Origin of the sequence: Martinezella lusitana (genome assembly GCF_014207095.1) — a bacterium.
Lineage (GTDB): Bacteria > Pseudomonadota > Alphaproteobacteria > Rhizobiales > Rhizobiaceae > Rhizobium > Rhizobium lusitanum_B.
Map to the genome: position 1 here is coordinate 94,551 of NZ_JACHBG010000019.1, position 16,060 is coordinate 110,610.

Genomic DNA, 16,060 nt, shown 5'->3' on the forward strand with positions numbered 1-16,060 from the left:
GCGCCTCGCCCCGTCAGTTGCTGGGGACACCGAGTTCTGGACGCGATGCGCCATTTGCGGCACGGCGATGAAATGTTCCGCCTGGCCAGCTCGGTGCGCGCGTGATCCGATAGACGGAAGCCGGCGGCAGATTGAAGAAAGTTCCCCCTATTCTCTCCGACCGCAGGCCAAGAAAATTCAGAACCCCGTTCGACACGGGACAGCGGGGGCCATAGGTGAATTGGTAGAAAGCGCCCGTTGGCCCCAGGCAGCGAAATGCGCCTTGCATGATTCTGACGACGACGCCTGTCGGCATGGACAACACGCCGAGGCCGCTCAAAACGGCTCCGGCGCTGTCCTCTTGCATCTCGGCGGAATCGGAGACGTCGGCGGCGTTCATCTGCAATACGCGTGCTGTCGGAAACCGCTGCTTCAACAACACCGCAAAATCCGGATTGAGCTCGACTAGGGTGATGTCGCGCTCGGCTACACCGCAATTGCGCAGTGCGTTGGTAAACACGCCAGTGCCTGGTCCGAGCTCAATCACGCGGCCTGTCGCCGGTGTGATCTCACTGGTCATGAGCTTTGCGAGCGCGCGGCCGGACGGCGCGACCGCCGCCGTGCGAAGCGGAGCCATGGCCCATTGGCGCAAGAAAAACAGGCTGTCCTTCATAGTCTCGGTTCATCCCTTGTCTGCTGATTGTTTCCCACAAGGGTTTGGACGGAACACCTGATGCGTGCATTGCTTCGAAACGTCATGTTGTCGCAATGTGGCGCAGGCAGGAAGCGCGTTTGAAAAATGGCGAAGGGATAGACCGATGCGGCTCCTTGTGGTGGAAGACGAGCCGGAAATGGCGACTGCCCTGCAGTCGGCTTTGCGCAGGCACGATATGATCGCCGACCATGCCGACGAGCTGGCGGTTGCTATGGAGATGATCCTCGCCGGGTCTTACGATGCGATCATCCTCGACCGCGGGCTTCCCGATGGCGACGGCCTGTCGCTAATCCCGATGATAAGGCAACACAGGGCGAACATTCCGGTGATCGTATTGACGGCGCGTGGACGTCTTGCAGAGCGCGTCACCGGTCTCGACAGCGGTGCCGACGACTATCTGGCCAAGCCCTTCGCCTTCGAGGAACTGCTGGCACGGCTGCGCGCCGTGATGCGGCGGCCCGATCACCTCAGGCCCATGGCCGTCAAGCTCGGCCGCCTCACGCTCGACCTCGACCATCGCGAAGCAAGGGTGGAAGACATGCGCTTCGACCTGCCGCGGCGCGAGCTGCTTGTGCTCGAAGCGCTGATGCGGCGCGCGGGCCGGATGGTGCCGCGCGAGATCCTGATGGAAGCGGTCTTCGGCATGAGCGATGAGGTACAGTCCAATACGCTCGACAGCCATATATCGCGGCTCCGGCGCAAGCTTGCGGACGCCGACGCCGGCGTCACCATCAACGGCGTGCGTGGCGTCGGCTACATGCTGATGGAGCAGATATGAAGGGGGCTACCGGCCACTCCCTCAAGTGGCAACTGATCCGGCGACTGCTTATCCTCCAGAGTCTGATCCTCTTTCTCGTTCTCGGCATCATGTTCTTCAGAGGCGATCTCTTCGCCTTCCGTTCGATGGATGGAACGATAGAGGCAGTTCGCCATTCCGTTCAGCGCGATGCGGCCGGCGCGTTGCAGCTCCGCGAGACACCGGAGCTGACCGCTCTGAGAGCAGCCGAGCCGGCCCTATGGCTCATCATCACGGACACCCAGGGAGCGGAAATCTCGGAAGGCCCCGTCCCCCCGATCTTCAAGCGCATCAGCACCGTGCTGCCCGGCATCGGCCAAGCCCGCTTCGGGTCTACGACCGACGGAGCCGCCATGAACCGGCCGGAGGCGCGCATGCGAACGGTTTATTCCCCGGCGGGCGAGATACAAATCCTGACGGGAACCGAGGGCAAGGCTCCGCCGTTGATCGTTGCGCTTGGGCTCGTGCTCGTGTTCATCAAGATCGGGTTGCCGATCATGATCGTCATTGTCCTCGGCATTCTGCTCGCGACACCGCTCGTCGTGCGCGGCGCAGTGGCCGGCATCGCGAAAGCCGAAGAACAGGCCGCCCTCATCGATATCAGCCAGCGTGGCGTCCGGTTGGAGACTGCAGGTACGCCGCCCGAGATCGCATCGCTCATTCGCGCCGTCAACGACGCCCTAAGCCGGCTGGACGAAGGCTATGAGCGACATCAGCGCTTCCTTGCCGACGCCGCCCACGAACTGAGGACGCCCATCGCCATTCTCGGCATCCGGATCGCCGCGCTGCCGCCGACGCCCGAGCGCCTGCAACTGGTTGCCGACGTGGCGCGGCTGACGACGCTGACTGAACAGCTGCTGGATATCGAGCGGCTCGGACGGGATATCGCCGAGTTCAAGCCCCTGTCGCTGCTGGATCTCGGCAAGCGGGTGGTGAGCGACATGGCGCCGCTTGCCTTTCCGGCAGGCTACGAGCTCGATCTGATCCACCACGGCTCCGACCATTCGATCCAGGGCGACGAAGCAGCGCTCGGACGAGCGTTGGCAAGCCTCATCCAGAATGCCATCGATCATGGCGGCGGGCGCGGAACGATCAACGTCCACATCGCTCCCGGTATCATAGAGGTGTGCGACGACGGCCCCGGCATCCCGCCCGCCGAGCGTGATCGCATCTTCGAACCATTTTATCGGTTGAAGCCACGCTCGCGCGGGACCGGCCTCGGACTTCATCTCGTCCGGCAGATCGCTGAGCTGCACGGCGGCAACGTCAAGGCCGGGGCCAGCAGGACCGGCGGCGCGCGATTGACGATCAATCTCGCTTCGTCCGAGCAAGCGATCTCTCCGGCGAAAGCAGGCTAGTCGGGCTTATTCCTCATTGGGATTGACCACGACCAAGCTTTCCAAAGAAATTTCGACGCTCGTAATGTTACCGCAAGGCAGCTCCCCGAACCTGAAGACCTCAAGCATGTCCGCCCCTGTTTGAATCGCGGACATGCGCAATCTTGCTGCTTTTCGCATTCCAGCTCGAGAACCGATGCGTTGTTCCGCTGGGAATGCACTAGAGATCATCGGGGTGAAACCGTGCTTCAACGACTTCAGCGCAATGCGCGATGGCCCTTCATCGGGCTGCAGCTCAGCAATGTGACCCTGAATTTCAGTCATGCCTTCGCGACTGTCCTCTATCCCTGGATCATGTACGACCTGACAGGCAGCGTCGTCTACATGGCGCTGATGGTGTGCATGAATGGGGCCGTGCTTCTGGTCGGGATGGCTTTCGGCGGCTACGTGGCCGAGTGGCTCGGCATACGCTACACCGCGCTCATCTCCGCCAAGATCGGCGCGCTGACGTCGCTGCTGGTCGCAGCACTCTACACGGCCGACTTTCTGAGCCCGGGCGTACTCATCCTCCTCGGGCTTCTGGGCACGATCCTCGACGGTCCGGCAACGGTCGCCACCGAAGCGAAGGTGCCGGAAATAGCGCGGCTTTCGGGCCTGTCGCCGACCAATGCCAACTCCATCGACGACATGATCGATGGCCTGGTGCTCCTCACCGCTTCGGCTGCAAGCGCCTTCATCATCGCCGTCATCGGCGCCAAGGAGGCCGCCTGGTGGATTGCGATCTGCAACTTCGCCGCCATGACGCTGCTGTCCCTCAGCCTGCCGAATTTTCGGCTGCGGCCAGCTCCGCACCTGCGGGATATCATCGCGGCGGGGCGGCAGTTTCGCGGCCTCGCCGTCTCGCTGCCGCTTGCCTTGTGCGCAAGCGCGGCGCTCGGCTTCTTCATGACGCTGCAGATCTTCCTCGTGCCGGCCGCCCTGCGGCTGCAGGGTGCTTCGATTGCCTGGCTCGGCATCTTCATCGCGGCGTCGGCAACCGGCACGATCATGATGAACCTGCATCTGGCTTCCCGTCAGAGCGCACCCCCGGCGGCATCCATCGCTTCGCGGGCGCTCCTCGGGCTGGCATTCGCGACAGGTCTGATGTGGGTCGAGATCTCACCTCTGACGATGATGCTGGCGGGCTTGGTCGCCGGACTGGCGAACGGCTGGCTCTCGCCCGCATTCATCTCGATCCTGCAGGTCAAGGCGCCACGCGGCCGCCGGCCCTACGTGATGGGGTTTTCCTATTCGGTGGTCCTGCTATTTCTGCCGCTCGAATATCTGCTGACGGGCACGGCGATCGGCCTCACCTCGTTTCGCACGACCTGCACTCTTCTGGTGTTCCTGCTGACAATGGCAGCGGCAGTCAGCGCCGCCTGGCTGGAATCCATGGAAAACGATTAGCCGGAAAACATTCAGCGCTGAGTCGCGCGAGGCAAGAAAATCCCATTGCGCGCAATAATATCGTAATGTTCATCGCTATGCCTTGAACGACATTAGTGGGTTTGGATGAGGGAAAGAATGCGCCTCTTGCTCGTGGAAGATGAGCCGCAAATGGCGGATGCGCTCGCAACCGCCTTGCATCAATACGACATTATCGTTGACCATGCGCTGACCTTGGATTTCGCCAGAAGCGCCGTCGCCGAACATGTGCATGACATGATCGTGCTCGACAGACAGCTGCCCGATGGCGATGGCCTGGAGCTGATCCAGCATCTGCGATCGATCGGGGCAACCGTGCCGGTCATCGTGCTTACCGCGCGCGGCTCGCTTGCGGACCGCGTGAACGGACTGGATCTCGGAGCCGACGACTATCTTGCCAAGCCTTTCGCTCTGGAAGAGTTGCTCGCACGCATCCGCGCCCTGATGCGCCGGCCGGCAAATGTCGCGCCGATGGTCGCAAGGCTCGGCCGACTGGAATTCAGCCTCGATAACAGGGAGGCCAGAATCGCCGGCAAGGTGCTCAACCTGCCGAGGCGCGAGCTTCTCGTCCTCGAAACACTGATCCGTCGGCAGGGCAGAACGGTTCTGCGGGCCGCACTGGAAGAGGCAGTCTATGCCTTCGACGACGAGATCCAGTCGAACGCGCTTGATTCGCATGTATCGAGGCTTCGCAGGAAGCTGGCGGACGCGCAGGCCGGCGTCGAAATTCACGGCATTCGAGGGGTCGGCTACCTCTTGAGGCCGGTTGCATGAAGCTTCTCGCATCGAAATCGCTGAAGCGCCGTCTGATCGCTCAGCTTCTGCTTTTCCAGGTCGGCATTCTCTTTCTGTTCAGCGTCGCCTTCGTCGCCTACCTGCTGCAGGTCGGCGAGGGTATCGTTCTTTCCGATCCCGCATTTGCCGATGCCGCTGCGAACGCCATCGAACGCAAGGCAGACGGCCATCTCGTTCTCAACGAGACGGAGGAGCTTGCCAAGCTCCGGCAGCGCTCCACCAACTTCTGGTTCGTCGCCCGCAGCGAGAAGGGCGAGGTCGTCCAGACGGGCGATGTGCCACCGGTCTATGCCATCATGGCGCAGCATCTGGGCAGCATCACCTTTGCCGACATCAGGGATACCCAGGCGCCATTCACCAACCTTGCGGTCATTCGCCGCTCTTCCGGGCCTGCCGGCGATTTCATCGTACTCGGCAAAGGCGACGTGCTGAGCATGACCTATGCCATCCTCCTTCTCTCCAACCTGCTGATGGTGCCGATCCTTGTCCTCCTGGTCATCATCACGGTCATCGCCATTCCGTGGATCGTCAGCCGGGCATTCTCGCGGCTTTCCACCATCGCGAAGGAAGCGGAAGCCATTGATATCGACCGACGCGGCTACAGGCTGCCGGAGACGGGAATTCCCAATGAGGTCGTACCGCTCGTCAACGCCATCAACGGTGCCCTGCAGCGGCTCGACGAGGGCCATGAGCGTCACCAGCGGTTCATTCTCGATGCGGCGCATGAGCTGCGCACGCCGGTCGCCATTCTGCAGACGCGGGTGGAGACGATAGCAGAAGGGCCGATCCGCAACCGGCTTCTGTCGGATGCAAGCCGCATCGCAGCGCTTGCCGAGCAGTTGCTCGACCTGCAACGTCTGGATGTCATGCGCGAACAGTTCACGCCGGTCGATCTGGTGGACATATGCCGCAACGTTGCCGCCGACATGGCGCCCCTGGCCATCGCCCAGGGGTATGACCTTTCGCTGGAAACGAAACTCGACCGGCTGGTCATCCAGGGGGATGCCGGCGCGCTGCAGCGTGTCGTCTTCAATATCGTCCAGAACGCAATCGAGCACGGTGGCGGCAAGGGAACGATCACGATCAGGATCGTGCAACCCGCGAACATCGAAATCACGGACGAAGGTCCGGGCATACCGGCAGGCGAGTGGGAGCGGATCTTCGAACCATTCCATCGTCTGCACGCGCATGAGCACGGGGCCGGTCTCGGGCTCAATCTGGTGCGGGAAATCATGCAGCGTCACGGTGGCCAGGTTGTCGCCTCGGACAATCCGCGCGGCGGCGCATGTTTTCATCTTACCTTCCCAGTCTAAGGCCGAACGCTCGAGCCTTCCTTAAAAATAAGTTAAATATTTCCATCCAACTCCATAAAAATACTAAATAATTTTTCAATATTTTCAAATCCTGCAATGTAACCGCAATTCTCGTGAGCAAAATGACATGCATCTCCTTGGACCAGTCCGCTCCCAAGACGGATGGCACCGGAGAGCAGCAGGGACCGGTTTCCGGTTCTCCAACACAAACTGAGACCCTTCGAGCGCCAAGGGATGGCAAATGGGTTTCGTATGGAGTTTACCAATGTCGCTCAGCGCAAAATCGATTCTGTTCGCAGCTCTGACCATTACGGCCGCGACCAATGCATCCGCCGCCGATTACAATTATCCGGCATCGGATAACAGCTACGAACGCCCGCCCTCCTTCCAATGGAGCGGCGCTTACTTCGGCGCGCATGGGGGTATCGCCTCGCCGAAGCTCAACCCATTCTCCGGTGGCAAGGGCTTCGCCGCCGGCGTGCAGGCCGGCTACAATTTCCAGGTCGGCCCCGGCATCATCGGTGCGGAACTCGAAGGCTCCTATCTCGGAAATGCCGAGGTGCGTGTGCCGAACGGCCGCCTGGAAGAGCGTTTCCGCGGCGCCGCCAAGGCCAAGGCCGGTCTGACCTTCGACCGCACCTTCGTTTACGGGACGGCGGGCCTGACGATGACCAAGTACGAAGGCGGCAAGGGCATTTCCGGCCCGAGCGGCTGGAAGCAGGGCTACCTGCTCGGCGCCGGCGTCGAACAAGGCTTCGCCGGCGGCCTCTCCGCCAAGCTCGAATACAACTATGTCACGACCAACGATGTGACGACCTATTCGGCTAGCGGCAAATCAAAGACCGATCTGCATGACCATGTCATCAAGGCCGGCCTGAACTATCGCTTCTGAGCGGACACGTTCCGCAGAGGTCAGCGCACCCTTCACGCGGGGTAGCGCCTGACGGAGAGCGGCGACAGTCGACCGATCCAACCCCGAGTCGGTCGGCTCGCCGCTCTCGCTTTCGAGACGCCTGTACAATGTTGGGTTCCATGACGAGCCGTGTCGCGAAAATAACGATCACCCTCACGTTCATAGCGTTGGGGATCACGAGTGCCGTGATCGCACCGGCGAGCCGTGACGTTCGCGGCTCGGTCCAGGCAGAACTGACGCCTTCGGCGAAGACGATCGAACTCGCCCCGATGGAGGTGACGAAAGTTCGCCGGCAAAGCTATGCGCAGGATATTCGCATCAACGGTTTCATCCAGCCTGCCCGGCGCGTCACGCTGACCGCGAGATTGTCCGGCACTCTGGCCTCAGTCGATGCCGACGTCGGGACGGCTGTTCACGCAGGCGATGTCATCGCGCGCTTCGATACCGAAACGCTGACGCTTTCGCTGAACAAGCTGGTCGCAACCACGGAAGCCAAGGCGGCGACGATCCTGCGCGCGCAGAAGGACCTCGAACGCACGAGCAGTCTCGCCGCCACCGGCGGTGTCGCCCAGGCGAAACTGACCGAAGTCGAGACCAACCTCGCGGTACTGAAAGCCGAACTGCGCGCGCTTCAGGCCGAAGAGGCCGAAGCACGGCGGGCGCTGGACGACGCGGTCGTCATCGCACCGTTCGACGGCATCGTCAATGCCCGCAAGGTCAATCCCGGCCAGGCCGTATCGATCAATACCGAGCTGTTCGAGATCGTCGATATCGCACAACTGGATCTGGTGGCGCTCATTCCCCCGCAGGAGAGCGCCGGTCTTTCCATGGGGCAGACGGCATCCATCGAGATCGAGGGGCTGCCGGGCAAGCCGCTGTCGGCCCGTCTCGACAGAATAAGCCCGGCAACGATCGACAACTCGCGCTCACTACAAGCCTATCTCAGGCTCGATCACGCCATGCCCGGCCTTCGCGGCGGCATGTTCGGCCACGGCACGCTGCAGATCGAGAAACACACGAATATTCTCGCAGTCCCTGTCGCCGCGGTCATCAAGGACGGCGGAGAAGCCTTCATCCGAACCATCGTCGACGGCGCGATACGCCGGCAAGCCGTCACTCTCGGCTCGACCAAGGTTGGTGAGGATCTGGTCGAGATTCGCGCAGGATTGAGTGAAGGCGATGTCGTCATAACCGTCCCGCTCAAGGACGCCTCTAACGGCACTTCCGTGAAAATCGCGGAACGCTGAGGGCCATCAATGCTTCTAGCCCGTATTTCCATTCAGCAGCCCGTTTTCGCGACCATGGTCATGGTTGCCATCGTCGTGCTTGGCGTGACAGCCTGGTCACGCCTACCGGTGGACATGCTGCCTTCGATCGACCTACCGACCGTGGTGGTCTCCACCAATTTCGATGGGGCCTCAGCGCTGGCTGTCGAGCAGCAGGTCAGCCGGCCTATCGAAGAGAGCATCGGTGCCATCGCCGGCGTCAAGAAGGTCACGTCACGCTCCTCGACCGGCAATTCGCTGGTCATTGCGGAATTTACGCTCGAGACGCCGTCGAGAGCCGCGGCAGACGAGGTGCGAGATCGCATATCGCGCCTGCAGGACGCGCTTCCCGACGGCGCGGATCGGCCGATCGTGACGCGCTTCAATCCGCAGGATGCGCCGATCATGTCGCTCGCAGCCTTCTCCTCGGAAACGTCGCTCAGCCGCATGACGAAGATCGCCGACACGACGATCGTGCCGCGCTTGCGCCGCGTGCCGGGCGTCGGCCAGGTGACCATTGTCGGCGGCAGCGAAGATCAGGTGCGCATTCAGCCCGATCCGGCAAAGCTGCAGTCCTTCGGCATTCCGATCCCGACCGTCATCGATGCCATACAGCGCGCGACACGCGACAGCGCCATCGGCTCCATCACGTCTTCGACGCGTGAGCGCAGCATCACCGTCAGCGTTCAACCGGGCAGCGTCAGGGAGTTCGCCGACATCGTCGTCACGCAGGACAGCGCCGGCCGCGCCATCCGTCTTTCGGAAGTTGCCGACGTGATGGAAGCTGGCGCCGATCCGAAGAGCCGCGCCTGGTTCAACGGCAAACCGGCGCTCGGCCTCGATATAAACAAGCTGGAAGGCGCAAACACCGTCGAGGTCGCGCAGGGTATCGAGCGGGAACTGACCCGCCTGAGAAAAGATGACGCTCTGCGGGATATCGGCATCGTCGTGTCGCAAGACAGCTCCCGCACGATCGTCGGGCAAATCGGCGATGTGCAGAGGACGATCATCGAGGGTGGCGCGCTGACGATCGTCATCGTCCTGCTGTTTCTCAACTCGTGGCGCTCGACCATCATCACCGCGCTCACCCTGCCGGTCGCGGTCATCGGCACCTTCGCCGCCATGGCCGTCATGGGCTTCAGCCTCAACCTGATGACCATGCTGGCGCTGTCGATCTGCATCGGCATCCTGATAGACGACGCCATCGTCGTGCGAGAGAATATCAGCCGCCATGCGGCCATGGGCAAGGATCGCAAGCAGGCGGCGCTGGATGGCACATCGGAGATTGGCCTTGCGGTGCTCGCCACCACACTCTCCATCGTCGCCGTCTTCCTTCCTGTCGCCTTCATGGGCGGCATTATCGGCCGGTTCTTCCTCCAGTTTGGCATCACCGTTTCCGTCGCGGTTCTAATTTCGCTCTTCGTGTCCTTCACGCTCGATCCGATGCTGTCCAGTGTCTGGGCCGACAATTCCGCATCGGGAAAAAGAGGGCGCCTTCAGGTGCTGCTCGACCGCTTCGACCATGGCTTCGAAAAAGTTGCGCAGCGCTACGGCAGGATTGTCGGCTGGTGCCTCGGCCATCGCGGTATAACCTCAATCTGCGTCGCGGCATTGTTCGTGGGAGGACTCTGCCTCGTCATGAAGATCGGCACGGAATTCGTGCCGAAATCGGATCAGGGCATGGTTACGGTCAGCCTCACCTTGCCTGAGGGTTCGTCGGTCGAATATACCGCCGCGAAGATCAGGCAAACCGAAGCCATCCTGCGGACGTTTCCGGACATTCAGGATCTCTATTCCACGGTGAATAGCGGCGATGGCGCCAATACCAACGAAGCAAGAATAGCCGCTTCGCTGGTGCCCTCAGACAAAAGAACGATGACCTCGGTCACCATCGCGCCGAAGCTGCGCGACGCGTTGAGCCCGGTGAGTGGTGTCACCATAGAGGTCGGGCAGCCGGGCGATGGCTCCGGCGGAGGAGCAAAAACGATCCAGATATCCGTCCAGGGCGGCGATCTCGACGTCCTCGAGAACCTGTCGAAAGAAATGAAAGCCAAGCTCGGCAAGATCAAGGGACTGATAGACCTCGAATCCTCCGCGGATAAGAAGCGCCCGATGCTCATGATCCGCCTTCGAACGGTCGAGGCGGCCGACCTCGGAATTTCCACGGCGACAATCGAGCGCAATCTCCGGCCACTGGTCGCTGGGGAAAAACTGACGAGCTGGGCGCATGGCGGCGCGGAATCCCGCTATGTTGCCATCCGGCTGCCGGAAGCCGGTCGCCGAACCATCGACGATCTCAAACAGATCCCCATCCCCGTCGAACGGGCGGGCGCGACAGGCCCGGCGGCAACCGTGCCATTGTCCCAGGTCGCGGATGTCACGGAAACCATGGCACCACAAACGATCGTCCGCCGCGATGGCGACCGTGAGGTCCGTCTCTCCGCAAATCTGAGTGGACAGCCGCTCGGGACTGTCGTCAGCGATATCCAGACGGTCATCGCCTCAACGGACCTGCCGGCCGGCTACCGCATCACTATCGGCGGCGAGGCTGACGATATGATGGAGAGCTTCGGCTATGCGGTGCAGGCCCTGGTCCTTGCCATCGTCTTCATTTACCTCATCCTTGCCTCGCAATTCGGCTCCTTCATCCAGCCCATCGCGATCATGACGAGCCTGCCTCTTTCGATCAGCGGCGTACTGCTCGGCCTTCTTGTGACTGGCTCGACCATCAACATCTTCTCGGTGATCGGCTTCATCATGCTGATGGGTCTGGTGACGAAGAACGCCATCCTGCTGGTAGATCATGCCAACAAGCGCCGCCTGGAGGGCGCCAGCATGCGGCAAAGCCTGACCGAGGCCGGCACGGTCCGGTTCCGTCCGATCGTCATGACCACCTCGGCCATGATCATCGGCATGATGCCGCTGGCGCTGGGCTTCGGCGAGGGCGGACAGGAGCGTGCATCGATGGCTCATGCGGTGATCGGCGGCCTGGTCTCCTCAACGGCACTGACGCTCGTATTCGTGCCGGTCGCCTTATCGTTGATCGAAAGCTGCAGGACAATGCTGGTGAAGAAACGCGATCGTCCGGAAACCGAACAGTTGAAGGATGCAACCACATGACGAGAAGCGACCCCTGGTTCCGCGTCAAAGCCTATGGTTTCGGTGCTGGCCTGCCTTGCCGCTGGCAAGGCTGGGTGGTGCTCGCAATCTATCTCGTGGCCATCGTCATGGTTGCCGTTTTCGCGGGACCTTATTCGGTTAGCCATCCGATCCACTATGCAGTCGCAATCTTCATTCCGACGGCACTGGTGCTGCTGATAAGCTGGTGGAAAAGCGATGCCCCATGGCGTTGGCGCTGGGGTGAAACCAAAGACGATGGCAATCGATGAGGCCAACACCTCTGCTCGTGGGCAATCGCCCGTGTCGTCTCGAGCGCTTACAAAAAGCATCCGGGCGCTTTCTGCCCGGATGCCGGGAATCACGAGGGTTGAGCGGAGGCGCCTATATGCCGTCGGGCTTCGAGAAGAGGTCCGCCAAGATCGCATCGCGTGCCCGCTTTCCGGCCGAGCCTGGTATCTTTTGTTCCTCCCCGATCAGGCGGGCAAAGACGATTTTGCGGTCTCCTTTGCTCGCCCATCCAACGAACCAGCCATACATCTTGTAGCGATCATTCCGGATGCCGATGCGCGAAGCGGGCATGGCGCCGGTCTTGCCGAAGGTGTGCCAGCCGGATTGCCACACTCCATAGTCGGCTATCTTTGCCGTCATATCATAAGCTATATCGCTAACCCCGAGTTCCCGCCGCACCAGTTTGCGCAGGAAGACGAGTTGTTCGACGGGGGAGATCTTCAAGGACGAACCGAGCCACGCATGGGTCAGGCCGTCATGCTTGCCGGGGTTGCCTGACACGTCGCGATTGCCATAGCCAAACTGCTGAACGTAGCTTTGAAATTTCGCGGGGCCGAGTGCCTCGGTGAGGCGCTGAGAATACCAGACGATGGATTTCTCCATCCACAGGCGCGGACCTGCGCTGTCTTCCCATGTCGTCGACCAATCGGAATAACCTTTCACGTAGGGCCATACCGGCTTGGATTCGTCCAGCAGAACATGGGAATCGTAGCCCATGAGGCTCAAGGCCAGTTTGAATGTCGATGCGGGGGACAGTTTGCGGTCACAATCCCCTTGTTTCAAAAGGGTTTTGCCGCTTGCGACGTCCTCGACGATCGAGCAGATCGTCTCGGCATGCGGCGTGGCAGGAAATGCTGCGAAAGCCGCGGCAACGACGAACAGGCATGCGGGTTTCATGAGTTCTCCATTCATCTTGCAGCGAGATAGGACACCGCGACCCGTGCGGTGACGACATTCTTGCCCGACACGACGGGTATGCCGCCATCCAGGCTGGCGGAACGCATCCTCGCCTCCGGCGAAGCATAGGGGAATACCGTTGCTGCAGGCTGATCCTCGATGGCGACGATCGGTCCGAGCTTGAGGCCGGAAGCCTGCGCGATAGAGCCGGCGCTTTTCGTCGCAGCCGCAACTGCGATCTTGCGCGCCTCGTCGACCGCTCCGGCCACGTCGTCAACGATGAAATCCACGGAGCCTCCCTCGTTGACACCGTTCTTCAGGGCGACGTCGAGGACGTTGCCGACCTCGGACACCTTGCGTACGCGGACCAGTAGTGTGTTCCTGGCATCATAGCCGGCGATGGTGGAGGATGGCAGGGTGCCGTCAGGCCTCGGCGTGAAGTCGAAGCGCGGCGTGATCTGAAAATCCGCGCTCTGAATGTCATCTCCGTCAATGCCTGACGATGCGAGCGAGGCGATGAGCTTCCGGGTCGCCTCCGCGGAGGCCGAAACCGCTTGGCTGGCCTCCCCGGCCTGACGCAATACCGTCAAACGGATGACGGCAAGATCCGGACTGCGAAGAACCTGCCCTTCGCCAACGACACGAATGAGGCCGGCACTCTGGGCCAGCTTTTCCTCGGTGTGCGCTGGAGCGGCGAGAGCGATGGACAGTATCGCCATGGCAGCGGTGATGACGGACGTGCGTCTCATTCCTGAAATGCTCCGGCTGAAAGGGGTTGCGGTCAGGCTCATTCGCACTCGAGCGAGGGCTGGCGGAAACTGGTTACGTACCAATCCGAACCGGAGCTTCGGGTGTAGAAGGTATAAAAGCATTCCGTGTGCTCGACATAGCCTGGTGTCTCCGTGGTTTCGAAGCGCCGGCCGTGGCGTGTTTCCCTGATCTCACCGCTGGATTGACCCGGCATGACTTGCGTCTTCTGCTTGCGCCACTGGTAAGCGCGCTCGCCGGGGCGCAGATTATAGACATTGTCAGGTGGGCCATAATCAAGCATGACGCTGCTGATCGGCGCACCAATATAGCTCTTCATAACTTGTGAGGCGCAGGCCGAAAGAGTTAGCAATATCCCAAGCGCAGCAGCGCCGACCGGAAGCCGCTTCATTCCGGAATAGTTCCGCTGCGCGTCTTTTCGCGAAGATACTTCGCCCCCTTGTTTCTTACGCATTCCAAACGGAAAACCGCCGCGCGCTTTTCCTGGAAATGCTTTGCTGGCAGACATCAAGAACGTCCTTTGCAACTGGAGATGATCGCAGGCAGGGGTACGTCCCGGGGATTACGGCAGCATTGCGCGCTGCGGCATCAGCCGTTTTTTGTCGGCCGACCGAGAATTTGCCTGATGCCATCTTTCCTAAAGGGCTGCGCCAATTGGCCCAAGAAACTTCTCGCGATCTGGCCGCGAATGCCAATATCGGTGGAGGATGGCCGGTCCGGATTGAAGTAGGTGCCGAACAGAAGATCGAAGAACACGACGTTCTCCCCATAGTTCGTGTTGCCTTCGCGGATTTCCTTCGAATGATGCCAGCGGTGCAGGCGCGGCGTGCTGAAGATGTAGTCGAAGAAGCCGGTTCTCATGTCGACATTGCAATGGGTGAGGATGCCCATGAACGCCGTGACGGCGCCGAGCCACAGGAACACCGGGAGCGGCGCGCCAAGAAGGAAGAGCGGAAGCTGGCTAAGCACGACCTTGAACAGCGAATCGGCGATGTGAAAGCGGCCGGTATTGATGACCCAAAGCCGCGTGACGCTGTGATGCAAGGCATGGAATCGCCAGAAGAAAAGCCTCTCATGAGCAATGCGATGCGACCAGTACAGGCCAAATTCGGCGATCAGAACACCCATTGGGACCTGCAGCAACATAGGAATGGAGGTCGGCCAGATGCTCAGCTGCGCACCGGTGAACGGTAATAGCAGGATTGCCGTGTACATCGGGAAGACGGCGCCTAGCAGCGCCATCAGCTGCACGAGACCCTTGGTCAGGAGCGTGTGAGCGATATCATTTGCCATTTCTCCGTCCGAGATCAGCCAACGTCGCTCGTAAGGGATATAGCGTTCCAACAGGAAAAGCAGCAGGACTTCGCCGGCATAGATGAGAGCAAAGGCGAACATCGGCCGCTCGCTCGCGAAGGCGAAATAGGTGCACAGAAGACCGGAAAAGAACACGAGCGGCCAGGATGAGAGGGACAGAACCGTCTTCATTGCGTGTCCAGCCATTCCAGCAGTTCGCGGCAGCTTCTGGGCCGTCCGTCGCTAAAGCGCCCGTCGGTGCAAGGATTGACGCGGCGATTCTCCCGCCGTTCATAATGGTCGACAGGCCGGGGATCCCACCGATCGTGTCGCAACGCGCGCCTGATCTCGGCGCAGGTCCGCGGCCGACCATCGCTGACGCGGCCATCCGTGCAGGGGTCGTATCTGTATTGAATCGGAAGAACCGCCGGCTTGTGCAAGGCCGGGCTCGCCTGCACCCCCATGCAGTGTCCACCGGTCAACAAGACACATGCCAACAGAAAGGATAATCGCATACCATCCGCCTTCGATCGCTATAGCGGCGGCAATCTCGGCAGGCTGCATTGCAGCAGCATTGCGCCGTTGCAAAAAACGAAGTAGCCCGCACCGGCCGGACCTACGGCGCCATCCCGCCACTTCAATCTCGTATCCTGATGTTGGCCGAGCGCCACCGCTCACAGACGATGGACGTGGCCTCCGGCATGAACATCGCCGCCTTCAACGCCGGCGTCGTTATCGGCTCGGTGATCGGCGGCGCAGCTATCGACGCTTGGGGCTTAGCGTCGATAGCGTCTGTCGGAGCCGGCGTTGCCGTGATCTCGGTTCTCGCGCTGCTTTGTCAGATTTCCCTGCCATCCATGAGGGCTGTTGAACCTGGCGCGGCGGCGGTGACGACACGGGAGGGGCGTTCGCTTTGATTTGCTTTGTTTGTAAGGTTTGTTTTTGTTCGTCACGCAGGGTGAGGTTAGAAGGCCTTGGGAGCTGGGATTTGGCTCGCAGCATCCGTGTTGCGGCGAGCGATATGTATTGATGGGGGAAGATTGTTTGCGTGTTCAGGCTTTGATGTTCTCAGTCCCCCGGCGTCGGCTTTGCCTCCTTGCGGGGCCCTGAGAAGGCG

Annotated in this window: 16 protein-coding genes; 10 read left to right on the forward strand and 6 right to left on the reverse strand. The window is 61.0% G+C overall.

The annotated features are described in order from the left end of the window. Positions 1–13 precede the first annotated feature (13 nt). Positions 14–652, reverse strand: coding sequence for a class I SAM-dependent methyltransferase (locus GGD46_RS26570; protein ID WP_246806487.1), 639 nt, complete (start codon positions 650–652; stop codon positions 14–16). Positions 653–797: 145 nt separating this feature from the next. Here GGD46_RS26570 and GGD46_RS26575 point away from each other — a divergent pair, with 145 nt between their 5' ends. Next, the gene (locus GGD46_RS26575; protein ID WP_184709666.1) at positions 798–1,472 is read left to right on the forward strand and encodes a response regulator transcription factor; all 675 of its coding nucleotides are present in this window, start codon (positions 798–800) and stop codon (positions 1,470–1,472) included. Then, the gene (locus GGD46_RS26580) at positions 1,469–2,848 is read left to right on the forward strand and encodes a HAMP domain-containing sensor histidine kinase (RefSeq protein ID WP_184709668.1); all 1,380 of its coding nucleotides are present in this window, start codon (positions 1,469–1,471) and stop codon (positions 2,846–2,848) included. The genes GGD46_RS26575 and GGD46_RS26580 overlap by 4 nt, the downstream gene beginning before the upstream one ends. A 6-nt stretch (positions 2,849–2,854) precedes the next feature. Here GGD46_RS26580 and GGD46_RS26585 read toward each other — a convergent pair whose 3' ends face one another. Beyond that, positions 2,855–3,151, reverse strand: coding sequence for a hypothetical protein (locus tag GGD46_RS26585; protein WP_184709670.1), 297 nt, complete (start codon positions 3,149–3,151; stop codon positions 2,855–2,857). Between GGD46_RS26585 and GGD46_RS26590 the strand changes: the two genes are divergently transcribed. The 7 genes from GGD46_RS26590 (at position 3,131) to GGD46_RS26620 (ending at position 11,966) form a co-directional block, all read left to right on the forward strand. Continuing rightward, on the forward strand, positions 3,131–4,273 hold the full coding sequence (locus GGD46_RS26590; protein ID WP_184709671.1) for a hypothetical protein: 1,143 nt from the start codon (positions 3,131–3,133) through the stop codon (positions 4,271–4,273). The genes GGD46_RS26585 and GGD46_RS26590 overlap by 21 nt on opposite strands. A gap of 117 nt (positions 4,274–4,390) precedes the next feature. After that, the gene (locus tag GGD46_RS26595) at positions 4,391–5,065 is read left to right on the forward strand and encodes a response regulator transcription factor (RefSeq protein ID WP_184709673.1); all 675 of its coding nucleotides are present in this window, start codon (positions 4,391–4,393) and stop codon (positions 5,063–5,065) included. Then, on the forward strand, positions 5,062–6,399 hold the full coding sequence (locus tag GGD46_RS26600; RefSeq protein ID WP_184709675.1) for a HAMP domain-containing sensor histidine kinase: 1,338 nt from the start codon (positions 5,062–5,064) through the stop codon (positions 6,397–6,399). The genes GGD46_RS26595 and GGD46_RS26600 overlap by 4 nt, the downstream gene beginning before the upstream one ends. Before the next feature lie 265 nt (positions 6,400–6,664). After that, positions 6,665–7,291 carry an outer membrane protein gene (locus GGD46_RS26605; protein ID WP_184709677.1) on the forward strand — a complete coding sequence of 209 codons (627 nt, stop codon included), beginning with the start codon at positions 6,665–6,667 and terminating at the stop codon, positions 7,289–7,291. 140 nt (positions 7,292–7,431) lie between these two features. Further along, the gene (locus tag GGD46_RS26610; RefSeq protein ID WP_184709679.1) at positions 7,432–8,559 is read left to right on the forward strand and encodes an efflux RND transporter periplasmic adaptor subunit; all 1,128 of its coding nucleotides are present in this window, start codon (positions 7,432–7,434) and stop codon (positions 8,557–8,559) included. A gap of 9 nt (positions 8,560–8,568) precedes the next feature. Next, positions 8,569–11,697 (forward strand): efflux RND transporter permease subunit, encoded by a 3,129-nt coding sequence (locus GGD46_RS26615; protein ID WP_184709681.1) that lies wholly within the window; start codon positions 8,569–8,571, stop codon positions 11,695–11,697. After that, complete coding sequence (locus GGD46_RS26620) at positions 11,694–11,966, forward strand: hypothetical protein (protein WP_184709683.1); 273 nt, start codon at positions 11,694–11,696, stop codon at positions 11,964–11,966. Before GGD46_RS26615 ends, GGD46_RS26620 begins: the two co-directional genes overlap by 4 nt. A 112-nt stretch (positions 11,967–12,078) precedes the next feature. On the opposite strand, the gene blaOXA is transcribed toward GGD46_RS26620, so the two are convergent. The 4 genes from blaOXA to GGD46_RS26640 form a co-directional block, all read right to left on the reverse strand. Further along, a complete protein-coding gene (gene blaOXA, locus GGD46_RS26625) occupies positions 12,079–12,882 on the reverse strand; it encodes a class D beta-lactamase (protein ID WP_184709685.1) in 804 nt (267 codons plus the stop codon). A gap of 11 nt (positions 12,883–12,893) precedes the next feature. After that, on the reverse strand, positions 12,894–13,631 hold the full coding sequence (locus tag GGD46_RS26630) for an SIMPL domain-containing protein (RefSeq protein ID WP_184709687.1): 738 nt from the start codon (positions 13,629–13,631) through the stop codon (positions 12,894–12,896). Between the two features lie 38 nt (positions 13,632–13,669). Then, positions 13,670–14,041, reverse strand: a complete 372-nt coding sequence (locus GGD46_RS26635; protein WP_184709706.1) for a hypothetical protein — start codon at positions 14,039–14,041, stop codon at positions 13,670–13,672. A gap of 197 nt (positions 14,042–14,238) precedes the next feature. Beyond that, positions 14,239–15,135: a sterol desaturase family protein gene (locus GGD46_RS26640; RefSeq protein WP_409527717.1), complete on the reverse strand. Its 897-nt coding sequence runs from the start codon at positions 15,133–15,135 to the stop codon at positions 14,239–14,241. Positions 15,136–15,506: 371 nt separating this feature from the next. Here GGD46_RS26640 and GGD46_RS26645 point away from each other — a divergent pair, with 371 nt between their 5' ends. After that, complete coding sequence (locus GGD46_RS26645; RefSeq protein ID WP_184709691.1) at positions 15,507–15,860, forward strand: MFS transporter; 354 nt, start codon at positions 15,507–15,509, stop codon at positions 15,858–15,860. Positions 15,861–16,060 lie beyond the last annotated feature (200 nt).